Raw genomic sequence first — 20,332 nt, forward strand, 5'->3', positions numbered from 1 at the left:
GAACCATCCTAATTGACGACAAACAAAAGACCGTATAAATTATAACAACTATGGAGCGTCACCACCTGGGCAAATGCGAAGCGGGCTTTTGCATAAATCAGGCTTATGTAATATCCATTTAAGATCAGTCCGCCGCAGAATGCCATCAGAAAATAAACGGGATGGTACCAATGTGCTAGTCCAAACAAGACAGCGGGCAAAACAATCAGCAAGAATCGATTCGTTACGTTTAGTTTTCGCAACAGGTAAAAGGGAAAATAGTTAGCTAAGAATGATTCGGCCACCGGAGCAACAACTATCACCATAAGGACTTTTTCAGTTGGAGACCACCTAAACACCTCTTCCATATCAACTTCATACCCAAAGACCTCCGCGTTGATCATATTAAACAAGTATCCGTTTCCAACCGCCAACGTTAAAAAAATAACAAACCGGAACAGGTCTTTCTGCGTAAATGCCATTACAGTGTATTAAAAAAATTTCAAAGTTACTCCGGGTCATTGCTGACCCGGAGTAAAAGCTCAAAAAGGATGATACCAACTTTAACGGTACTCGCTCGGCCGTATCGGATTATTGTGTGCGTCTTGGAGCATCTCTTTCACAAAGTGGGACGTTGCACCCACCGCGTAAGAGATCCAATACCAAAGCGTCTCGCCACCGTTTACTGCTGACATTTCGTCGGCAGTCATCACTGTTAAGTTTGAGGCAAAATATTCTTTCATGTGTTAATTTTTTAGATACTCATTAAAAAAATTTAGCAAAGAAGCGAATAATATCCGGGAGGTTATCAAAGATCAGAGTCATCAGTAAAACAGCAACCCAGAAACGAATTGAGAAAAGAAACCTATAGGAGACTTTCTTCATAACATCAACATTAGTTATTCCAGGGAATTTTTAGTCATGTCTCGGCGCTCGTCCATTCCACCCGTCTGACAGGCCATTACGAATATCACCAAAATTGTTTATTGCCGAAATAATGATCGTAGCAATAATTGCCGGGGTCAACCACCCGCCATTGACAAGTTTCGCCTCTTCCTTTGATAAGGAAATGAGACCTGTAGTTTGCAATTTTTTTAAATTTTCCATCTTTAAATTGTTTTAAAAGTTAATTGAAATAATGATTCGCTATTACAGGTTAACTAAATTCTGCCCTCGTTTCAAGTTCAAAAGTATTGCAGCCAGGGGTTTACAAAGACCAACCATACACTGTAACTTGGTAAGTCGATGATATATCTATGCAGCCAAAACAGAAAAGGATACCAGAAACCAATAAGTCCTTTTGAAATCCTGGCTATTAATACTCGAAGTCAATTGGACCCACCAATTTAAAGTTTGCCCTACCCCTCGCATGCAGGGCAAACTAATGAGAACCTTGGTCTCATTTTGCCTTTGCTGTATCCCGAAAAAAATATAAAGTGCCTGTGTTACAATTTATTACTCTATTGTAGCACCCCCTCTTTCGTATCTGTCCTTTCAACCGGGGGCAAGACGGAATGATTCCTTTTTTTGTAAATCCATAACCTGTAACATAAAATAACAGTTTAGAAGATTAAGCAATACTCGTCTTTCGCGAATGGCGCCAATCGCAGGGCATACAGCGTTTACTCCCATGACAAGCCAAATCAATAAAGGTCTAAGTCTCGTTGGTCCAAGGCCTTAAAACGACAAACAGAATACCGGGTTATTCCAATACAATATTAAGACATATTTTTGAAACTTTTTATGCAAATACTGCATAACCTTTATGGCGGCACCAAGCTGTCCAACAAAAAGGAAAGCAGCCAAATGATGACAACAATCTTAAAACTTACAGACTTCCACAACCGCGGCGGAATGGTAACCAGGCAGTGACCTTTTTAGTTCCACTACCCCTAAGCCGTCAACATGCTGCAACCACGCCACTCACTGGCATCCAGCCGGCCCTGCACACGAAAGCTGCCATCGCCGTATACAATACCCAGGTCCTCGGTTGCCAAAAAACTACAGGACCAAATATTAGCTAAATCAATAATATTTAGCGCACCTCTTGCCGAGCTGCCGGGCGGAACCCTGATCAGTCCAAGAGGATCGCTTTCATCCCTGACCAAAACACGCATCCAGGGCGGCGTCCGGAAAATTCCCCCGCCGGGAGAGTAGGCCTGCGACAGCAACTCAGACATCCCGTATTCCGAATGCACTGCATCCAGCCCAAAGGCAACCTTGAGCCGCTCATGCACCTCCTCCCGGATGATCTCCTCCCGCCTGCCTTTCATGCCGCCGGTTTCCATCACCACCGTATGTCGGAGCGGCATCGGAAAAGCCTCCGCAAAATCCAGCAAAGCAAACGTCACACCAATCAATAGCGTTTTCTGTCCCTCCGCCTCCAAACGCTGCAGCGTGCCGGCCAGTTTCTCAAACTCATTCAGATAAAACCCGCTTTTTTCATGGCCACTCTCTTCAATCAAGTGATCCACCATCCAAACCAGCGATGAATGTTGCCGCTCAAGATAGGATGGCAGCAAGCCGATAATACAATAATCACGGGGCGACCCGTAAAAACGCTCAAACCCTTTCGTAAAACTCTTTTGGTACAGATCCAGGCTCCTGACCAGGTGCCTGCTTGGGATATTGCCAGTTGTGCCGCTGCTTTCAAAGATCATCTGCGGCTCAAAATCTGTAGTCACCACCCTATGCGTCTTAAAAAATCCGATGGGCAAAAAGGGAATATCGTAAACCGACTTCACGGTTTCGGGGTCAATTCCAATGGCGTCAACATAATCTCTGTAAATTTTGTTATGCTCGTATTGAAAGCGAAAAACGTTAAGGACCAGGACGCCAAAATCCGCTTTCGCATCAAAAATTTTGTTTTCCAGGTCATTAATCATTTTACTTTCTTAATTTTCGGGGCAAAATAAATGATAAGTTCCAAATTCTGTTAAAACGCGGCGAATTTTGATAACCGGATACCAAAGATCGAGAGTGGGCACGGTCGCCCGGGAAATATATTACTTTATAATTTTCAGCAACCTGTTTATCGCCACCTGCGCCGTGCTGATGGTGAGAAGCCCACTGCATCTTTTCCATATCACCAAACCTTTCGATAATTTCGGATGGTTCGTGTTTTTTTCCATTCTTGCCAGTTATAACTTTCACTGGTACCTGACAGATCCGGCAGAGGAAAGGACCCTACTCCGGTCACAATGGCTTGCCAGGTTCAAGCCCCTGCACTTATTGATCGCTATCCCTACCAGCATCGTTTCACTGGTCTTCCTGCTGCAATTCGCAGAACATTGGAAGATGATATTGCCGGTCATTTTTTTCACACTTTTGTACACGGCTCCCAAGCTGCCTTTGGCTATATTTGATCCGTTCAGAAAAATGATCATCGGAAAAACTATTCTGCTCACGGCCGTCTGGACCTATGTTACCTCAGTGCTGCCGCTATGGATGTACGCGGGAGAATGGAGACCGGGGTTCACTGCCTTCACCTGCTACCGTTTCACCCTGATCTTTGCCATTTGCATACTGTTTGACATTCGCGATAAGGACTTTGACAAAAGGACCGGAATAAAGAGCCTTGTCACTCTTCTTAGCAGTCACAAAATCAGGCTGGTATTCAACCTAACCCTCATACTGAACCTGGCTTCAGCAATCGCATTGATCCCAGTAGGCTTCCGGCCCTGGCAAATTATTATTTTACTGATTCCCAGCATAATAACCTATTTGCTCTATCCAAAGGCAATAAAATCCGCCGATGCTATCCTGTTTTATCTTACCTTAGACGGCTTAATGACCCTGGCACCGTTACTATTTTTGATAATAGAAATTTTTTGTTAAAAATCGCGGATTTAGCACAGAAATTGTAGTAAAAGAAATACAGAAAAAATTATGGACACGACTTTCAATAGGATTATACATTTTTCAAAGTTGATCAAGATCAGCGGCAGAGTGCGCGAATTCAATTTCCGGAAAAACAACAATGCCGGTCCTCAGGTTTTTGATGTGGATACGGCAGACGGACGCGGAAGCAGGCTCTATTTTCGGTTGATCAAGGAAAATGAAGAATGGTCCATGACGACAAAAATGGACCTGCCTACATGGATCACCGAAAACCAGGAACAAATTATTGAATCACTCGAGGAAGGTTTGAAAGAATACTAAACGCTGTTCAGGATATTTGATGCCCCATTTGAATAGAATTCTCCCTGCAAGAAAAAGACGGTTTTTCTGCTGATAGTAGCAATATGGGCATCCTGAGACTAACTTCTACACAGACCCTCATTCCATCGTAGTCGTATAATGAATGAGGCGGCCATCCTGGGTCATCCCTTCGATCACTACCCTGAATGCATCGGTCACGTCATTATTATTGAATGACAGAATGATCTCTTTTTTTGCAGGATCGATAGCTACGTTGGGATTCCAATACAACGTCGTGCGCAGATCCCTGTCGGATCCAGGTTTGACCTCCGGACTATAATATTTGGGAGAATAAAATTGACGAATCGCAGAATACCCCGCGATATTTGCTGAGGCAAGCCCTTTCCCTGGCTCCTGAACCTGGTCGCCTCCCCTGCGTGTATAAATGGCAATGGCACCATTACTTCCGTTAAAGCCGCCCATAAACGGAGGTCTGAATACTTTAATATAAGCCACGTCCCGCACGTTCAGCGCAGATACGAAACTCACATCAGCAGGCATTTCATCAATATAGAGTTGTGGTGCACCCCCGCGCCAGTTCAGAGAAGCCCCGCTGCCGTAACCCGAGATCTGCAACCCGGCTACACGCCCCTGCAGGAACGAGAAAATGTCGATGGCGCTCTGCGCCGACGGATCGTTCACCAGATCAAACTGGATACCATCACCTGAAAACATGCCAGATGCATATTTTTCATCCATCTTTTGTACCGATGATTTGGCACGGGCTGCAACAGTCACAGTCTCCAATTCTTTGTATTTTGAGCGTTCCAGGTTTCCGAGAACTTCCTCTGCCCTACCCAAATGATAGGCACTCCCCGTCGTGTCCGGAAAAATGCGGTTCGCCCATCCTTTCTTATTGATCTCGGGAACACGCAGCCGATCCGTCATAAAATCAATCTGGGATTCTTTCAATTTCTTGTCCTGCAACTGGTAAAAGACCCTGGCCGTATCAAATATGACCACCCCCGGATCTATAAACGTCCCATCCTGCTTTAATGATTCCAACAGCACTTTTCCTTCGGTATCTTTTTGTTTCATCAGGATCACTACGCCCGAACCGGGACCTATTACACCTGGCCTCACTCCAAGCACTTTGCCAGACAAGGCGAGATAGGCGGAATCTCTATGATATACCGGGTTAGAAAATTTTCCTGCCAGAATCTGATCCCACTTAAACCTTCGCCAGCCATTGGTCAGCATCACCAGGTCCAGGCGCTGCTGTACCTTATCACTCGTATCTGAAAAATAATACGCAGGATTATGGATTTTGCCTTTTATTTCACTGCTGAGCATGAGCCCCGAAAGTATATTCGAGCTGCTGTCTGCCCCGATAGCCATATCCGTTACAGCTACCGATAAATTTGACGCCACCGAATCAGGAACCCTGATCCTGATCTCATCCCGGGCTCTGTAACTGAGTCCCCACCGCTCTACTTCCATATCGGCCTTCACCAGATAGGGTGCCAGGTTGTTGATATACGTTATCCGTTCTGCCAGCGGCTTCCAGCTTTTGTCGAACACCGTGATCGTCAGGATGCCATATGGCAACTCCCTGATCGGGACCCCCGATCCCCAACGGGGAGAGGTCATCGCTTTTCCAATGCTAAACACCAGGTGCTGATACATAGTGCCGATGATATATAAGCTGTCGATCTTGCCTGCCAGGCCGGGTGAAAGTTCTACGTTGAAGTTCCTCCTGCCGGGACTTACTGTTACCTGCAGCGATACGCCATCATCTTTTATCCTGGGAAGTTCGGTCAACTGATCGGCTTTGTTGGCATCCTTCCATTTTGCCTGATAGACTGCCCCTCGTTTAGGAACCAGATTAATGTAACCCATGCCATCATGTACCGTCTTGAAACTGTCTACCACTTTGCCATTACTTTCGATAATTACACCCCTTACCGCAACCGGCCGCTCCCACTGATCGGTAGCTTTAAATGCAATCTTATTGTTGATGCCGGCGATGGCGTCTCCGCCTTCGGGAAAAAACGTAAGCGTGGTCCGAATCACGGGTTTTTTAGTAAGCCGCAGCGAATCTTTATTTAAAACGGGAATTGTTTTGCTAAACAGAAAAGCACTGTCAAAGTTTAGCATCCAGCGGGTGTAGGCGCGCACCGAAATATACTTTCCTTTGAAATTGGCTGGAATTTCAAACTGGCCGTTGGTCACGCCATCCACCAACGGACTGACCGAGTGGTTAACCAGCCGGCCGGCTTCATCGATCCAATCTACGTAATATGTCTTGCTGCTCACAGCAGGAGTCAGCTCGTTCAGCAGGTAGGCTTTAAACCAAATGGTCTCTCCCGGAGCATAAGCCGGTTTGTCGAAATGAATATAAGCCCTCTCAGGGCTGAACCGTGCAGCGTATTGTTCAATGTTCCTGATGATTTCCTGACTGTTGCCTTCCAGAAAACCGGCCATTCCCACTAGCAATAGATACAATCTGACATTAAAAAGTATTTTCATTTCGATCCCATGAAGTTGTTAGGGACTGTAATATTATAAAAAAGACGGCAGAAAACCCGATTTTCCCTCTCAGGGGAATTTTCGGAACACCGAATATTTCAAAAGCACCTCCAATAAAAGCCACCCAAGTGCTGCAAGGACAAGCGTTATGAACATTTCCCTGGTATCGGTATAATGAATGATCTCCACCTTTGATTTTTCGAGCGAGTTGATCTGGCTGTAGATCATCTGAAGTGTCGCCTGATCTGTAGCCCGGTAATATTTTCCTCCAGTCTCCCCGGCTATTCTTTTCAACAGCCCCTCATCTATAAAATCCCTAACAAGCCCCCCTCCGGGAGCCAGTTGCTCACCATCTACTTCTGCGCCGCCCCCCATACCGATCGCATAAATTTTTACGTGATTTGCTTTTGCGATATCCAATGCCGTCAGGGGATCAATAATTCTGGTGTCTGGCGCTTCTTCTTTTCCATCGGTAAGCAAAATGACCACTTTCGATCTGGCTGTTCCTTTGGACACCCGGTTAATCGATGTCGCGAGTCCCTCTCCAATAAGGGTTCCCTGCGCCAGGTAGCCGCCATCTCTGATATCCAGTGAGCGGATCATATTGATCACCGTGGTCTTATCCGGAGTAATGGGACATTTTGTAAACGCCTCGCCTGAGAAAATAACGAGACCAATCCGGTCAACCGGCCGGTTCTTGACAAACTCGATAGCTACGTTTTTAGCGGCAGCCAACCGGGAAGGGCTAATATCCCTGGCAGCCATGCTCCCGCTTACATCCATACAAAGCACAATATCGATTCCTTCGCCTTCCGTTCGCGTCATTTGTGTTTGATGCTGTGGTCGGGCCAATGCCATGATCAGACAAACAACAGCAATCATTCTAAGAATGAATGGCAGGTGCCTCATTCTGGTCCTGATGGTTGATGGTAAGGTTTGCCCCAGGCCCGAAATCAGCACAGCCCCCTGGTTTTTTCTCTGATTTTTCAGATAGGATCTTACCAAAAACGGAATCAGCCCGAGCAGAAGCAGGTTCTGGGGCCAGACAAACCGGATATGCTGCAACCATTCGTAGATCATGCTTCTGTCCTCCTCAAATCATTTGAAACCAACTCTTCTGTGAATGTTTGTCCAGCCTGGTAAATAAGATCCGGTTTGAGCCTGAGCAGGTCTTCAATGTGTTGTATAGATTGCACCACGACTTCGCGCCCCGATCGGACTTCATGGATCGCGGGCTGGTACCGGGCAAATTTTACAAAGTCGCTCAGATAGAGCATCTGGCTAACGGCGGCATATTTTGTTCCCATTGGTTCCTCTTCATAGAGAAACCTCAGTTGTTTTGCCAGATGTACAGAAGTCTGCTGAAGGGAGTCGATCCCCGTCCTTTCCAGTAAATACTTTCTATATATGTTTACCATCTCCTCATAATAAATACCAGGAGGAGGATTTTCTTTTTCAAGTTCCTGTAAAAGCCTTGTTGCATGCTGATAGGGTGTTTCCGTTGGTTTCGCTGCCGATCTCCTCCTTTTTCTGATGGCGGTGAGCCAGTGAATGATCAGTACCAGAAAAATCAGCAACACAGCAACGGGATACCACCATTTTTCCCAGTCGCTATCCAGCGTAAACGGAACGGAGCGCACATCCTGGATGTCGTGATAAGGCTGACTGGGATCAAAAGGATCCGTGAATACCACGTCAATCAACACGCTTTCCGTCTGGAGACGTGGCTGAAGTCTGAACGGCGGGATCACCCATCTTCCGGAATCAAAACTGGTGAGCTGAAAATAATAGCGAGTAATATTCAGGCCACCCTCATTTGACCTGGTCAGGCTGTCTTTCTTCAGGAATTCGAAATGCGGGATTGAGTCGGGCTTGAACCTGAACAAGCTGGTGTCCTGCGTCCTGATTTCCAGCGTGAGCCAGAACGGCTCTCCCAACAGGATTTTTTCTTTGTCGGTGGTTACACTTGCCTGTACAATTTGTGCATCCACCCGAAGCGTTGCAAAAAAGCAACACAGAAAAACTAAATATTTCATCACACCACTCATAACCCTTCTTTCGTTTTCTCTACCTGATACGGCTTTTGAAAAACCGTTGCAGTACGTAAACGTAATCGTCGCCCGTTCTTACATGCAGCAGGTCGCAGCCAGATTTTTTAAATATCTCCGCGGTGACTGATGTAGCGCCAAAAAAAGCATCCTCATACTTTCTGCGAACGAAGTTATCACCGGTATCCACCCACTGAATGCGGCCCGACTCGGCATCCTCCACAGGAATAATCCCGGCTTTTGGGAGCTGCATATCCATTTTGTCGTAAATTTTGATGCCAATGAGGTCGTGTTTGCGTCCTGCGATCCGCAGTGCATCCTCGTATTTTTCGTCGATAAAATCACTGAGGACAAAAGCGATAGCCGCTCTTTTGATGGCATTATCAAAATATCTCAGGGCAACATTCAATTGAGTACCTTTTCCAACAGGATTCAGGCTAAGCATTTGCCTCACCATGTATAACGCGTGCTGTCTGCCTTTTTTGGGTGGGATATAAAGCTCCACACGGTCGCTGTAAAAAATGGCTCCCACCTTATCGCCATTGGACACCGCAGAAAAAGCCAGAACTGCAGCTATTTCAGCCGCCACATCACGCTTCCTGCCGTACACGGTGCCAAAAAGTGAACTGTTGCTGATATCGACCAGCAGCATTACCGTAAGCTCGCGTTCCTCTTCAAAGATTTTTGAGAATGGATGGCCGAACCTTGCGGATACATTCCAGTCCATAAACCGCACATCATCGCCGGGGGAATATTCACGAACTTCTTTAAAAGACATTCCCTTGCCTTTGAAAGCGCTGTGGTACTCTCCTGAAAACATGTCCGTAGCCAGTTTTTTACTCCTGATCTCGAGTTCTCGGACTTTCTTTAAAATTTCTTCACGGGTGCGCAAAACCTAAAAATTAATTTTTATTATCATTTGTTGATCTCCGCGCCGAAACCAACACTCCGATCCTGGTGCTGACGGGCAGTAATTACCCCCGATGCTCACGGTACATTTACCTGTTTTAAAATCTCGTCGATAATATTTTCTGAATTCACATTCTCCGCTTCAGCCTCGTACGTGAGACCGATCCGGTGCCTCAGCACATCATGCGCAATTTGCCTGATATCTTCCGGGATTACGAAGCCGCGTTTGTTCAGAAATGCCTGCGCTTTACCGGCCAGGGCGAGATTGATACTCCCTCGTGGTGAAGCTCCATAGGATATCAACGGATTCAGTTTTTCCAATTGATACCGGTCGGGATAACGGCTCGCAAATACGATGTCCAGGATATACCGCTCCACTTTTTCATCGAGATAGATATGACGAACCAGTTGACGGGCCTCCATCACCTCACGAATTGAAACGACCGGATTGATCGGCGGAAGCGCCATGGCTTGCACGTTTGATCTTAAAATAATTTGCTCCTCGTTCATCTGCGGGTATTTGACAATAACCTTCATGATAAAACGGTCCACCTGTGCTTCGGGCAGCGGATAGGTTCCTTCCTGTTCCAACGGGTTTTGAGTGGCCAAAACCAGAAAAGGTTCATCCAGGAGGAAAGTATGTTCCCCAATGGTAACCTGCCGTTCCTGCATCGCCTCCAGCAAGGCAGACTGCACCTTGGCAGGGGCCCTGTTTATTTCATCCGCTAAAACGAAATTCGCAAATACCGGCCCTTTCCTGACCACAAACTCATTCTTTTGCTGGTTATAGATCAGGGTGCCAATGACATCGGCGGGCAGTAGATCCGGGGTGAACTGAATCCGGCTGAAATGTGCGTCAATGGCAGTGGCCAGCGATTTAATAGTGAGCGTTTTAGCTAGCCCCGGCACACCTTCCAGCAACACATGACCGTTGCTGAGCAAACCAATCAGCAACCTGTCAAGCATATGCTGCTGCCCCACGATAACGTGACCAATTTCCCTACGAAGCTTATCCACAAACGTGCTCAATTGCCCGATCTGATCATTTAGTGCCCTGATATCTTCTGCTGTTTTTGCCATATGTTATTTAAATAAAAACGAATAATACGCTTTGTATTATCAAAAAATCTGCCGAAAAAAATTGGCAATCTATTAATTACGTTGTATTTAAATACAAAATACCCTCAAATCAAATGCTAGCGCGGATTCTGACCTGCTACCCCCATCATTCAGAAAGGTATTTCCCCACAATCGGCATTCTCCGGCCAATTCCAAACGCTTTGTAACTAACCCGGATGATGGGACAAAACTGGTTCCGCTTGTATTCATTGGTATTGACCAGTTTTAAAATACGGGCCACCAGCTTTTCATCAAATCCCTGCGCCACAATTTCGCTTGGGCCGCGTTGATCCTCAATATATTGGAATAAAATATTGTCCAGCTCGTCATATTCCGGCAGACTATCAATATCCTTTTGACCCGGCCTTAGTTCGGCTGACGGTGGTTTCAACAGAATATTGGACGGAATAATCTCCTTTTCCCTGTTCAGAAATTTTGCCAGTGCATAAACCTGTGTTTTATAAACGTCTCCCAATATACCGAGTCCGCCCGCCATATCGCCATACAAAGTACCGTATCCGGTGGCCAACTCACTCTTGTTGGACGTGTTTAGTAATATATAGCCAAACTTGTTGGCGATGGCCATCAGTAAATTTCCCCGGCTTCGACTTTGAACATTCTCTTCTGCCAGTCCAAACGGAAGATCTCCAAATACAGGCTGCAGTTCCTTTAGAAACGCATCATAAATCTTTTCTATAGCGATGATATCATAAGGGTTTCGCAGGTTGATGCAAAGTTGTCGTGCATCGTCCACGGAATGTCCTGTGGAAAACTGGGAAGGCATCAATATCGCCCGCACGTTCTCGCGTCCCAGTGCTTCTACAGCCAATGCTTGCGTCAGCGCACTGTCTATTCCCCCTGAAGCCCCCAGAATAGCCTTTGAAAATCCCATTTTCGAAAAATAATTCCGGATACCGAGGATTAGCGCCTGATGAATTTCCTCAATATTTTTTTCATCGGTAAGATACTCCAGCGTATCTCTGCCTGCTCTGACTTCCGCGGCTGAGAAAAACACATCTCCGGGTTTTTCTTCCAGACCTGATTTTTCAGGCAAAACCAGTTCATCCCATTCAACCACTTTGAAATCCTCCGAAAAATAGGCGGCTTCATACACCTTCCGGCCGGCATTATCGTAGATCAGACTCCCCCCATCAAAAACAATCTCCGTCTGTGCACCCACCGTGTTACAGTACACCACCGGTAAACGGTATTTCAGGCTGTGCGCCTTCATGATGCTGTTCCGGACGACATCCTGGGTATAGTTGAAGGGGGATGCAGAAAGATTGATAATAATATCCGGACCCAGGGGCGCGAGCTTTTCCATGGGCGTGATCCTGTATTGGGGATTACTCCCCATATTCCACATATCCTCACAAAGCATTACTGCCATTTTTTTCCCCTTGAATTGCAGCAACGCCCATTCGGATGCGGGTTCGAAGTAGCGGTATTCGTCGAACACGTCGTAATTCGGCAAAAGGGTTTTATCTACCCTTCCCTGAATTTCTTTATTGTAAAGCAGATAAGCCGAATTAAACAGATCTTTCCCTCCGGACTTTTCATTCCTACTGGGAGCACCGATCAGGACGCCAATACCATCCGCAAATTCCATAATCTCTTCCACCACGGCTTCACATCTACCTATAAAGTCATCAAACTCCAGGAAATCCCTCGGAGGGTAACCGCAAACGCACAGCTCGGAAAAAATCACCAGGTCCGCGCCACTCTCCCTGGCTTTTTGTATGCCTTCTATTATTTTCTCAGTATTCGCGTCAAAATTACCTATATGATAATTTTGCTGTGCTATCGCAATTTTCATCCGTATATTTTTTATTTCACCGCCTCTGGCAGTTAACAATTTGGTCGAATCCCTGCTTGTCGGTTTACCCTCCTTCGGCGGGCAGGCCCTCCGTCGGCGGACGGTACGGGAAGGGGACCTCGCAAATTCATTCCAGGCTTAACCGGCCCTGAATTTTTTGTTCATGGGCAGCCCATTCTCCGCGTTATGTACCTGCAAATGTAGTCTTCACAGAGCAAAGATTAAAAAGCAGCCTGCGTGAGAGGCTGTATAATCTGCGTGGCGGAACCAGGTAATCTGAGATACCCCGGGTGTTTACTGAACCACCCGATTTGCGCAGCAGGAGCTGGCAAACGCGTCAGGCTTGGCCTTGAAAACGAATCCCATTCCGGTGATGTAACCAATGGCCTCCTTCAGTGCATCATGACTTTTGAAACAGGGCTGGGTGTTGATGTCAACATGAACTTCCATATCCACAGACAGGGTCGTGAAGACGTTGCTCAGCAGGTAGGCAACTTCCACGCTCTTTGACACTTCAGTCATCATTCGCTGCCGGATGGTCATTTTCTCGCGGGTGATCTCGTTATTCAGGTACATAAATCCCCCGTTACCTTTTCTCAAAAAAACGATCACTGTAGCAAATTCGGTTTCCGGCCCTTTGACCTGGCTGTCGGTCCCGATACAAACCCGGATCTGGTGTCCCATTTCTTTTTCGCGGAGAATAACACCTTTCACCTCTTCTTCGAGGTACTCACTAATGTATTCTCCGGTTAGCTTCCTCCATTGTTTTGTTTGATATTGCATTGCGTTTAGCGTTTCACAAGGTTATTAATAATTAAAATGAAAATTATTCTTTTTTTATGCACAGGTGTGAATGGAAAATCAGCTACAAAATTTGCATCGATCTGTTTTACGGCCACTGCAAAATTTGGGTTAGATTTGCTTCATGCTGCAGAGGCTTTATATCAATAATTACGCCATCATCAACGAGCTGGACATTGCCTTTTCGGACGGCATGAATGTTATTACCGGAGAAACGGGTGCGGGGAAGTCGATCATCATTGGTGCCCTGAACCTGATCCTGGGTGAGCGGGCAGACAGCAGCGCCCTGGTTAACAAAGAGAAAAAATGCGTGGTAGAGGGGACCTTCATAGCGATCAATAAAAAACAGGTGTCCGCGTTCCTGTCACGGAACGACCTGGATATGCTGGATGAAATCAGCATCCGGCGCGAGATTGCCGTAAACGGAAAAAGCAGATCCTTCATCAATGACACCCCGGTAAACCTTAACCAGTTACAGGAACTGGGAGCGTTGTTGGTAGATCTGCACCGGCAGTTTGATGTGCTGTCGGTTGGTGATGACCAGTTTCAGATCAGCGTGCTGGACGCACTGGCGGGCAACCAGCCACTGCTCGCCGGTTACCAGGAAACGTATGCTCAATGGCAGCAAACGCTCAGGAAGCTGGATGCCTTACAAACGCGGCAAACACAGTTCGAGAAAGAACGGGATTACCTGCAATTTCAGTTTGATGAACTGGAAGAAGCCGGCTTCCATGAAAATGAATTGGAAGAAGCAGAAGAAAGCCTGAAGACACTTGCACACGCCGAAGGTATCAAATCGGCACTTGAGAAAGCTTGTGCGGAGTTAAATGACAACGAACAACCCATTGTTCAACAACTCAAGGCACTCATCCACCTGTTGCACAACATCGGCGATTATAACAAGCAAATTCCGCCATTGATAGAAAGGCTGGAGAGTGCACAACTGGAGCTTAAAGATATCGCAGGTGATCTCGAGTCGATCAACAGCCATATCCGGTACGATCCGCAGAAGGCAGAAGAGCTCCAGGAAAGACTTTCGCTGGGTTACCGCCTGCAGAAAAAACACGGTGTAAACTCAGGTGCGGAACTACTTTCCATCCGGAACGATCTGGAAAAAAAACTGCAGGATGTTCTGCACCTGGGTGAGGATATTGAAAAAACGGGGATGCTGACGGCCCGCCTCAAAGACGAAACGATCGCTTCAGGGAAAAAAATATCACTCGCAAGAAAAAAAATACTGAAACCGTTTGAAAAGCAGGTCAATATGCTTCTAGCACGGGTAGGGATGCCGAATGCCAGCATCAGGGTCACTTTGCAGGACGCAGCGCCGGGTCCCGCGGGACTGGATGAAATAGAATTTTTATTTGATGCGAACCGTAGCGAACAGTTCAAACCGGTCCGTAAGGTGGCGAGCGGCGGTGAACTTAGCCGGCTTATGCTTTGCATCAAAAGCCTGGTGGCTAAAAGTCTGGATATGCCCACGCTGATCTATGATGAAATTGATACCGGCATTTCGGGGGAGGCGGCCAGGCAGGTAGGGATTATCATGAGAGACTTGTCGGCCGGCAGGCAGGTGATCTGCATTACCCATCAGCCTCAGATTGCCGGACGGGCAGATACTCATTTTTTTGTATACAAAGAGGCTGAAGGGACCACCATTCGCACGGGAATCCGCGTTCTCGACCAGGAAGAACGCATTACGGCGATCGCCAGAATGCTGGGCGGAGCTAAACCAACGGCAGCGGCGCTACAGAACGCTAAAGAAATGGTGTATCGATGAACAAAGGGATTGGAAACAGCCGGATGGCTACCAAAAATCAGAGTCGGAAGAGTCCGAACACTGAACTTTTTCTTATTTTTGCCGCCTAACAAAACAAAAGGGTATGGCACACAACTTATTGCAAGGTAAGAAAGGAATTATATTTGGCGCACTGGACGAACGGTCCATTGCATGGAAAGTAGCCAAGAGATGTTACGAAGAGGGCGCTCAGATAGTTCTAACCAATGCACCGGTTGCCATCCGTATGGGTGATATTCAAAAGCTGTCGGAAGAATGCGGGAACGCCCCCATCATTGGCGCCGATGTTACCCACCTTGATGAGCTGAAGAGCCTTTTCCAGCAGTCGCTGGATTATTTTGGATCCGGTATTGACTTCATCCTTCACTCCATTGGGATGAGCCTGAATATGCGAAAAGGATACGATTATTACAATATCAGTTATATCCATAACCACAAGACACTGGACATTTCGTCCCTTAGCCTGCACAAGATTCTGAGAACGGCATGGGATATGGATGCGTTGAATGAATGGGGTAGTGTTGTGTCACTTACTTATATTGCCTCGCAACGGGTTTTCCCCGATTATAATGAAATGGCCGATGCAAAGGCGTTGCTGGAAAGTATAACCAGAAACTTTGGTTATTACTACGGCACCCGCAAAAATGTACGGGTTAATACGGTATCCCAATCGCCCGTTAAAACTACCGCAGGCGGCGGTGTGAAAGGATTTGACGGATTCCAAACGTATGCTGACAGGATGAGTCCGCTTGGCAATGCCCCTGCAGATGCCTGCGCCAATTATTGCGTGACACTTTTTAGTGACCTCACGCGCTACGTGACTATGCAAAATCTTTTCCATGATGGCGGATTCAGTTTCACGGGTGTAACACCCGAAGTCATCAGGGATATCAAAATCTGACCCCTACCCCGGCGACTTCCCGGGCAAATTTTCCCGACATAAACCGGAGAGTTCGGGCTTAGTATCCAACAGTCTTACTTCATAATAAGACAACGGAACGCCTATTATCTCTCATTTCCAAATATGATTTTTGTCATCCTTGCCGATGGCAATCTTTATTAGGTTTGTACATTGTAAATCTGATTGCTATGTATAAACTTATTGTTCTGGCCAAACAGGTACCGGATACCAGGAATGTGGGAAAAGATGCGATGAAGGCAGATGGCACGGTCAACCGCGCAGCATTGCCCGCGGTGTTCAACCCCGAGGACCTGAACGCACTGGAAATGGCGCTCAGCATCAAAGATAGATTTCCGGGCACTACGATTACATTATTGACGATGGGACCGGTGAGGGCTGCGGAAATTTTACGCGAAGGGTTGTACCGCGGTGCTGATGCAGGGATCCTGCTGACCGATAAGGCTTTCGCGGGATCAGATACGCTGGCCACTTCCTATGCCCTTTCCTGTGCGATTAAGAAAACGGGTGATGCAGATCTGATTCTCGCCGGAAGGCAGGCCATTGACGGCGATACGGCACAGGTTGGACCACAGGTAGCCGACAAACTGGGTATTCCCCAGATCACCTATGCCGAGGAAATCCTGGCATTGCAGGACCGGACAATTAGGATCAAACGCAGGCTGGAAAGGGGTTTTGAAATAGTAGAAGCACCCCTACCCGCTTTGATCACCGTCCACGGAACCGCACCGGCATGCAGGCCCAGAAATGCGAGAAGCCTCATGAAATACAAACAGGCAACAACGATCTCTGAACTTCAGAAAGCATCCGACGATTATTTTCTCAACCTCCACAACGAGCGCCCATATTTAAAAATTACAGAATGGAGCGCCAAAGATGTAGATACAGATCCAGTTCAGCTTGGACTTGGCGGCTCGCCAACTAAAGTGAGACAAGTTGAGAACATTGTATTTCAGGCCAAAGAATCCAAAATACTTTCAGGGCAGGATGAGGATATTGAATCACTGATGCTTGACCTGATCACAAACCATACCATCGGATAAATCCGGGATCAACCGGCAGGAGCCGTCAAACAGGCGCCTGACCGCTGATTCAACCAAAAATAATCATTCATGAACAACGTTTGCGTCTATTGCGAATTTGAAGAGGGCAAAATCCAGGAGGTCAGTTTTGAACTGCTTACCAAAGGGCGGGCACTTGCCAACCAGTTAAACTGCCAGTTGGAAGCCCTGGTCATTGGCGAAAATCTGGACGGAATAGAATCGGAAGTATCCGGTTACGGCGTGGATACTTTATTTGTAGCCGATGGAAAAGGTTTATATCCATACACTACTCTACCCCACACGGCCATTGCCGTCGGGTTATTTAAAGAAACACAACCTCAGATCGTACTGATGGGCGCAACTTCCATTGGCCGTGACCTTGGACCGCGGATCTCATCATCGTTGGGGAGTGGCCTGACGGCCGATTGTACCAATCTGGAGATTGGAAATTATGAAGATAAGAAAGCCGGGAAAAAATATGAGAACCTTCTGTACCAGATCAGACCTGCGTTTGGCGGAAACATCGTAGCTACGATTGTCAACCCCGACCATAAACCACAGATGGCGACTGTCCGGGAAGGGGTTATGAAAAAAGAATCTATTTCCGACAATTACAAAACATCCAGGGTTCAGTTGGATGTTTCAAAATACCTGGATGAAACTGATTACGCCGTGAAAATCATCGACCGGCAAATTGAAGCGTCTAAAATAAATCTGAAGAATTCCCCAATCATCATTGCAGGAGGCTATGGGGTTGGATCACGCGAAAACTTCGGTCTGCTCTTTGATCTGGCACATACCATTGGCGCTGAAGTAGGCGCTTCCAGAGCGGCTGTGGATGCAGGTTTCGCAGAGAAGGGTCGGCAGATCGGCCAGACCGGTATTACGGTCAGACCAAAACTATATATCGCCTGTGGTATTTCCGGGCAGATTCAGCATATCGCGGGTATGCAGGATTCTGCGATGGTCATTTCTATCAACAACGACCCCAACGCGCCGATCAACAGGCTTGCAGATTATGTGATCCATGGCGATGTGAGCCAGATCATACCAAAAATGATCAAATATTACAAAAAAAATATTAAATAAATACTCATTATAATCAGACCGGCAGTCTGAACTGAATCGAACCTTTCAATAACTGCATCATATTTCAAAACCTTCCGTTGTATGGCCAATTTTTATACCGACACACCCGAATTGAAATTTCATCTTACCCATCCGTTGATGCAAAAGATCGTAACGCTGAAAGAGAGAAATTTCACCGAGAGAGAAAAATTTGATTATGCCCCGCTGGATTTCGAAGACGCGATGGACAGTTATGACAAAGTACTCGAAATAGTGGGAGATATCTGTGCCAATACCGTTGCGCCGAATGCTGAAGGGGTGGATGCAGAGGGGCCCAAACTGACAGACGGGCACGTGACCTATGCAACAGGCACGCAGAAAAACCTGGATGCCATCATACAGGCAGGACTGATGGGCATTACACTGCCCAGGAAGTTTGACGGACTGAACTTTCCAATAGTTCCCTATATTATGGCCGCCGACATAGTATCACGCGCCGATGCAGGTTTTGTGAATATCTGGGGGCTGCAGGACTGCGCTGAAACCATTCACGAATTTGCGGATGAAGACCAGCAATCAAGGTTCCTGCCCAGGATATCAAAAGGCGAGACAGCAGCAATGGACCTTACCGAGCCGGACGCGGGCAGCGACCTGCAGGCCGTTCAGTTAAAAGCTTCGTTAGTCGATGGCAAATGGTATCTGAATGGTGTAAAAAGATTTATTACTAACGGAGACGGACATATTTCACTGGTTTTGGCCCGATCAGAAGAAGGAACATCAGACGCGCGTGGCCTGTCCATGTTTATTTATGATCGCAACAGCAACGCGGTGACAGTTCGCAGGATAGAACATAAGCTAGGCATCATCGGGTCACCTACCTGTGAACTGGTTTTCAGGAACGCACCCGCAGAATTGGTGGGACAGCGCAAACTGGGTCTGATCAAATATGTAATGGCGCTCATGAACGGGGCACGTCTGGGTATAGTCGCCCAGTCTGTGGGCATTGCGGACGCCGCTTACCGCGAGGCGTTAGCTTACGCGAACGAAAGAAAACAATTTGGGAGCACTATCAGCAGGTTTCCTGCCGTATATGAAATGATCTCAAAAATGAAAGCCCGGGTGGACGCTATTCGCTCGCTTCTTTATGAAACCGCCAGGTTCGTGGACATTTATAAGAATTACGACCACGTCAGTCGCGAACGCAGCCTGCAGCCTGAAGAAAGGGTCGAGATGAAAACCTACCAGAAACTGGCCGATATATTTACACCGCTGGCGAAAGGTATATCATCCGAAATCTGTAACCAGGTAGCTTATGATTCCCTGCAGATTCACGGTGGCAGCGGGTTTATGAAAGATTATCCGATTGAAAGAATCTATCGGGATGCCCGCATCACCAGTATTTACGAAGGAACCACCCAGTTGCAGGTGGTGGCCGCGATCCGCGGTGTAACTACAGGTGGATATCTGAACAGGATGCTGGAATATGAACAAACTGAAATCCGCCCCGAACTGTTGGCTTACAGGAATCACACCATCACAATGCGCGAGGATTACCAGGCTGCTGTTGAAAAAGTCATCTCCCAGAACAATATGGAATACACCGATTTCCATGCCCGCCGGCTGGTGGAAATGGCTGCGAATATTATCATGTCGCACTTGCTGATCCTGGATGCAAACCGGGATCACGCGTATTGGAAATCACTGGACATTTTCCTGAAAATAGCGCAGGGGGAAAATAAGGGAAAACTTGAATTTATAAATATAACGAATTTGGGTGACCTGGGCAAATATAAGATCCAGGAATAAATGTGCACTACCGGTCAATACCAACCTACCGGTTTCCAGTATTTCTGTTATTAAGAGCGTTTCATTCCGTGAACGTCAGTAACTCAATCTATCCCTGAAAAAGTCATATTTGTATCCGGTAAGACGAGAAAGTGTGGCCTTGTCCGTTTCGCTATGGCATATTTGAGCGTACCTGTGCATACTTTGTGGCGTCTCTACCAAACCTGAAGATCTCGTTACGTCAATGCGCCTGCCAATTATCATTAATAGCCTTAAACACTATTTTGCTACATCTGCTATTCGCCATTTTCTTAATTTTGAAACGTGTCCAGGCCTTCTCGCAAAACCTGCATAATGGATTTGGGGAATTCTTGGCCG

General features: G+C 46.8%; 18 protein-coding genes. 7 read left to right on the forward strand and 11 right to left on the reverse strand.

Annotated elements, in window-relative coordinates; translation table 11 throughout:
* Positions 1–8: 8 nt before the first annotated feature.
* The 4 genes from AC3WS5_RS09860 to AC3WS5_RS09875 all read right to left on the reverse strand — a co-directional run bounded on the left by AC3WS5_RS09860 (position 9) and on the right by AC3WS5_RS09875 (position 2,864).
* Positions 9–461, reverse strand: a complete 453-nt coding sequence (locus AC3WS5_RS09860; RefSeq protein WP_492467150.1) for a CPBP family glutamic-type intramembrane protease — start codon at positions 459–461, stop codon at positions 9–11.
* 81 nt (positions 462–542) lie between these two features.
* Positions 543–722: a hypothetical protein gene (locus AC3WS5_RS09865; protein ID WP_492467151.1), complete on the reverse strand. Its 180-nt coding sequence runs from the start codon at positions 720–722 to the stop codon at positions 543–545.
* A gap of 172 nt (positions 723–894) precedes the next feature.
* Positions 895–1,086, reverse strand: a complete 192-nt coding sequence (locus AC3WS5_RS09870) for a hypothetical protein (protein ID WP_492467152.1) — start codon at positions 1,084–1,086, stop codon at positions 895–897.
* A gap of 785 nt (positions 1,087–1,871) precedes the next feature.
* A complete protein-coding gene (locus tag AC3WS5_RS09875) occupies positions 1,872–2,864 on the reverse strand; it encodes a LuxE/PaaK family acyltransferase (RefSeq protein ID WP_492467153.1) in 993 nt (330 codons plus the stop codon).
* Positions 2,865–2,931: 67 nt separating this feature from the next.
* Here AC3WS5_RS09875 and AC3WS5_RS09880 point away from each other — a divergent pair, with 67 nt between their 5' ends.
* On the forward strand, positions 2,932–3,816 hold the full coding sequence (locus tag AC3WS5_RS09880; protein WP_492467154.1) for a UbiA prenyltransferase family protein: 885 nt from the start codon (positions 2,932–2,934) through the stop codon (positions 3,814–3,816).
* Positions 3,817–3,867: 51 nt separating this feature from the next.
* Complete coding sequence (locus tag AC3WS5_RS09885; RefSeq protein WP_492467155.1) at positions 3,868–4,140, forward strand: hypothetical protein; 273 nt, start codon at positions 3,868–3,870, stop codon at positions 4,138–4,140.
* A 117-nt stretch (positions 4,141–4,257) separates the two neighbouring features.
* Here AC3WS5_RS09885 and AC3WS5_RS09890 read toward each other — a convergent pair whose 3' ends face one another.
* The 7 genes from AC3WS5_RS09890 to AC3WS5_RS09920 form a co-directional block, all read right to left on the reverse strand.
* Entirely contained in the window at positions 4,258–6,648 is a 2,391-nt protein-coding gene (locus AC3WS5_RS09890; protein ID WP_492467156.1) for a hypothetical protein, read from the reverse strand.
* A 69-nt stretch (positions 6,649–6,717) separates the two neighbouring features.
* Positions 6,718–7,728, reverse strand: a complete 1,011-nt coding sequence (locus AC3WS5_RS09895) for a vWA domain-containing protein (RefSeq protein WP_492467157.1) — start codon at positions 7,726–7,728, stop codon at positions 6,718–6,720.
* A complete protein-coding gene (locus AC3WS5_RS09900; RefSeq protein ID WP_492467159.1) occupies positions 7,725–8,684 on the reverse strand; it encodes a hypothetical protein in 960 nt (319 codons plus the stop codon). The genes AC3WS5_RS09895 and AC3WS5_RS09900 overlap by 4 nt, the downstream gene beginning before the upstream one ends.
* 31 nt (positions 8,685–8,715) lie before the next feature.
* Positions 8,716–9,588 carry a DUF58 domain-containing protein gene (locus tag AC3WS5_RS09905; protein WP_492467160.1) on the reverse strand — a complete coding sequence of 291 codons (873 nt, stop codon included), beginning with the start codon at positions 9,586–9,588 and terminating at the stop codon, positions 8,716–8,718.
* Positions 9,589–9,683: 95 nt separating this feature from the next.
* Complete coding sequence (locus AC3WS5_RS09910; protein ID WP_492467161.1) at positions 9,684–10,685, reverse strand: AAA family ATPase; 1,002 nt, start codon at positions 10,683–10,685, stop codon at positions 9,684–9,686.
* A 145-nt stretch (positions 10,686–10,830) separates the two neighbouring features.
* Positions 10,831–12,540, reverse strand: coding sequence for an NAD+ synthase (locus AC3WS5_RS09915; RefSeq protein ID WP_492467162.1), 1,710 nt, complete (start codon positions 12,538–12,540; stop codon positions 10,831–10,833).
* 294 nt (positions 12,541–12,834) lie between these two features.
* Entirely contained in the window at positions 12,835–13,323 is a 489-nt protein-coding gene (locus AC3WS5_RS09920) for a ribonuclease H-like YkuK family protein (RefSeq protein ID WP_492467163.1), read from the reverse strand.
* Between the two features lie 142 nt (positions 13,324–13,465).
* Here AC3WS5_RS09920 and recN point away from each other — a divergent pair, with 142 nt between their 5' ends.
* The 5 genes from recN (at position 13,466) to AC3WS5_RS09945 (ending at position 19,975) form a co-directional block, all read left to right on the forward strand.
* The gene (gene recN / locus AC3WS5_RS09925; protein ID WP_492467165.1) at positions 13,466–15,121 is read left to right on the forward strand and encodes a DNA repair protein RecN; all 1,656 of its coding nucleotides are present in this window, start codon (positions 13,466–13,468) and stop codon (positions 15,119–15,121) included.
* A gap of 103 nt (positions 15,122–15,224) precedes the next feature.
* Positions 15,225–16,040 (forward strand): enoyl-ACP reductase FabI, encoded by an 816-nt coding sequence (locus AC3WS5_RS09930; protein ID WP_492467166.1) that lies wholly within the window; start codon positions 15,225–15,227, stop codon positions 16,038–16,040.
* Between the two features lie 188 nt (positions 16,041–16,228).
* A complete protein-coding gene (locus AC3WS5_RS09935) occupies positions 16,229–17,101 on the forward strand; it encodes an electron transfer flavoprotein subunit beta/FixA family protein (protein WP_492467167.1) in 873 nt (290 codons plus the stop codon).
* A gap of 69 nt (positions 17,102–17,170) precedes the next feature.
* Positions 17,171–18,190 carry an electron transfer flavoprotein subunit alpha/FixB family protein gene (locus AC3WS5_RS09940; protein WP_492467168.1) on the forward strand — a complete coding sequence of 340 codons (1,020 nt, stop codon included), beginning with the start codon at positions 17,171–17,173 and terminating at the stop codon, positions 18,188–18,190.
* Positions 18,191–18,271: 81 nt separating this feature from the next.
* Entirely contained in the window at positions 18,272–19,975 is a 1,704-nt protein-coding gene (locus AC3WS5_RS09945) for an acyl-CoA dehydrogenase family protein (protein WP_492467170.1), read from the forward strand.
* Positions 19,976–20,332 lie beyond the last annotated feature (357 nt).

The sequence above is a fragment of the Niabella sp. CPT15-335-S11 genome, from assembly GCF_058792415.1.

Excerpts from the sequence above, each read along its gene's own strand:
- AC3WS5_RS09860 (WP_492467150.1), bottom strand. The coding sequence starts at position 461 with ATGGCATTTACGCAGAAAGACCTGTTCCGGTTTGTTATTTTTTTAACG.
- AC3WS5_RS09865 (WP_492467151.1), bottom strand. The coding sequence starts at position 722 with ATGAAAGAATATTTTGCCTCAAACTTAACAGTGATGACTGCCGACGAA.
- AC3WS5_RS09870 (WP_492467152.1), bottom strand. The coding sequence starts at position 1,086 with ATGGAAAATTTAAAAAAATTGCAAACTACAGGTCTCATTTCCTTATCA.
- AC3WS5_RS09875 (WP_492467153.1), bottom strand. The coding sequence starts at position 2,864 with ATGATTAATGACCTGGAAAACAAAATTTTTGATGCGAAAGCGGATTTT.
- AC3WS5_RS09885 (WP_492467155.1), top strand. The coding sequence starts at position 3,868 with ATGGACACGACTTTCAATAGGATTATACATTTTTCAAAGTTGATCAAG.
- AC3WS5_RS09890 (WP_492467156.1), bottom strand. The coding sequence starts at position 6,648 with ATGAAAATACTTTTTAATGTCAGATTGTATCTATTGCTAGTGGGAATG.
- AC3WS5_RS09895 (WP_492467157.1), bottom strand. The coding sequence starts at position 7,728 with ATGATCTACGAATGGTTGCAGCATATCCGGTTTGTCTGGCCCCAGAAC.
- AC3WS5_RS09900 (WP_492467159.1), bottom strand. The coding sequence starts at position 8,684 with ATGAAATATTTAGTTTTTCTGTGTTGCTTTTTTGCAACGCTTCGGGTG.
- AC3WS5_RS09910 (WP_492467161.1), bottom strand. The coding sequence starts at position 10,685 with ATGGCAAAAACAGCAGAAGATATCAGGGCACTAAATGATCAGATCGGG.
- AC3WS5_RS09915 (WP_492467162.1), bottom strand. The coding sequence starts at position 12,540 with ATGAAAATTGCGATAGCACAGCAAAATTATCATATAGGTAATTTTGAC.
- AC3WS5_RS09920 (WP_492467163.1), bottom strand. The coding sequence starts at position 13,323 with ATGCAATATCAAACAAAACAATGGAGGAAGCTAACCGGAGAATACATT.
- recN (WP_492467165.1), top strand. The coding sequence starts at position 13,466 with ATGCTGCAGAGGCTTTATATCAATAATTACGCCATCATCAACGAGCTG.
- AC3WS5_RS09930 (WP_492467166.1), top strand. The coding sequence starts at position 15,225 with ATGGCACACAACTTATTGCAAGGTAAGAAAGGAATTATATTTGGCGCA.
- AC3WS5_RS09935 (WP_492467167.1), top strand. The coding sequence starts at position 16,229 with ATGTATAAACTTATTGTTCTGGCCAAACAGGTACCGGATACCAGGAAT.
- AC3WS5_RS09940 (WP_492467168.1), top strand. The coding sequence starts at position 17,171 with ATGAACAACGTTTGCGTCTATTGCGAATTTGAAGAGGGCAAAATCCAG.
- AC3WS5_RS09945 (WP_492467170.1), top strand. The coding sequence starts at position 18,272 with ATGGCCAATTTTTATACCGACACACCCGAATTGAAATTTCATCTTACC.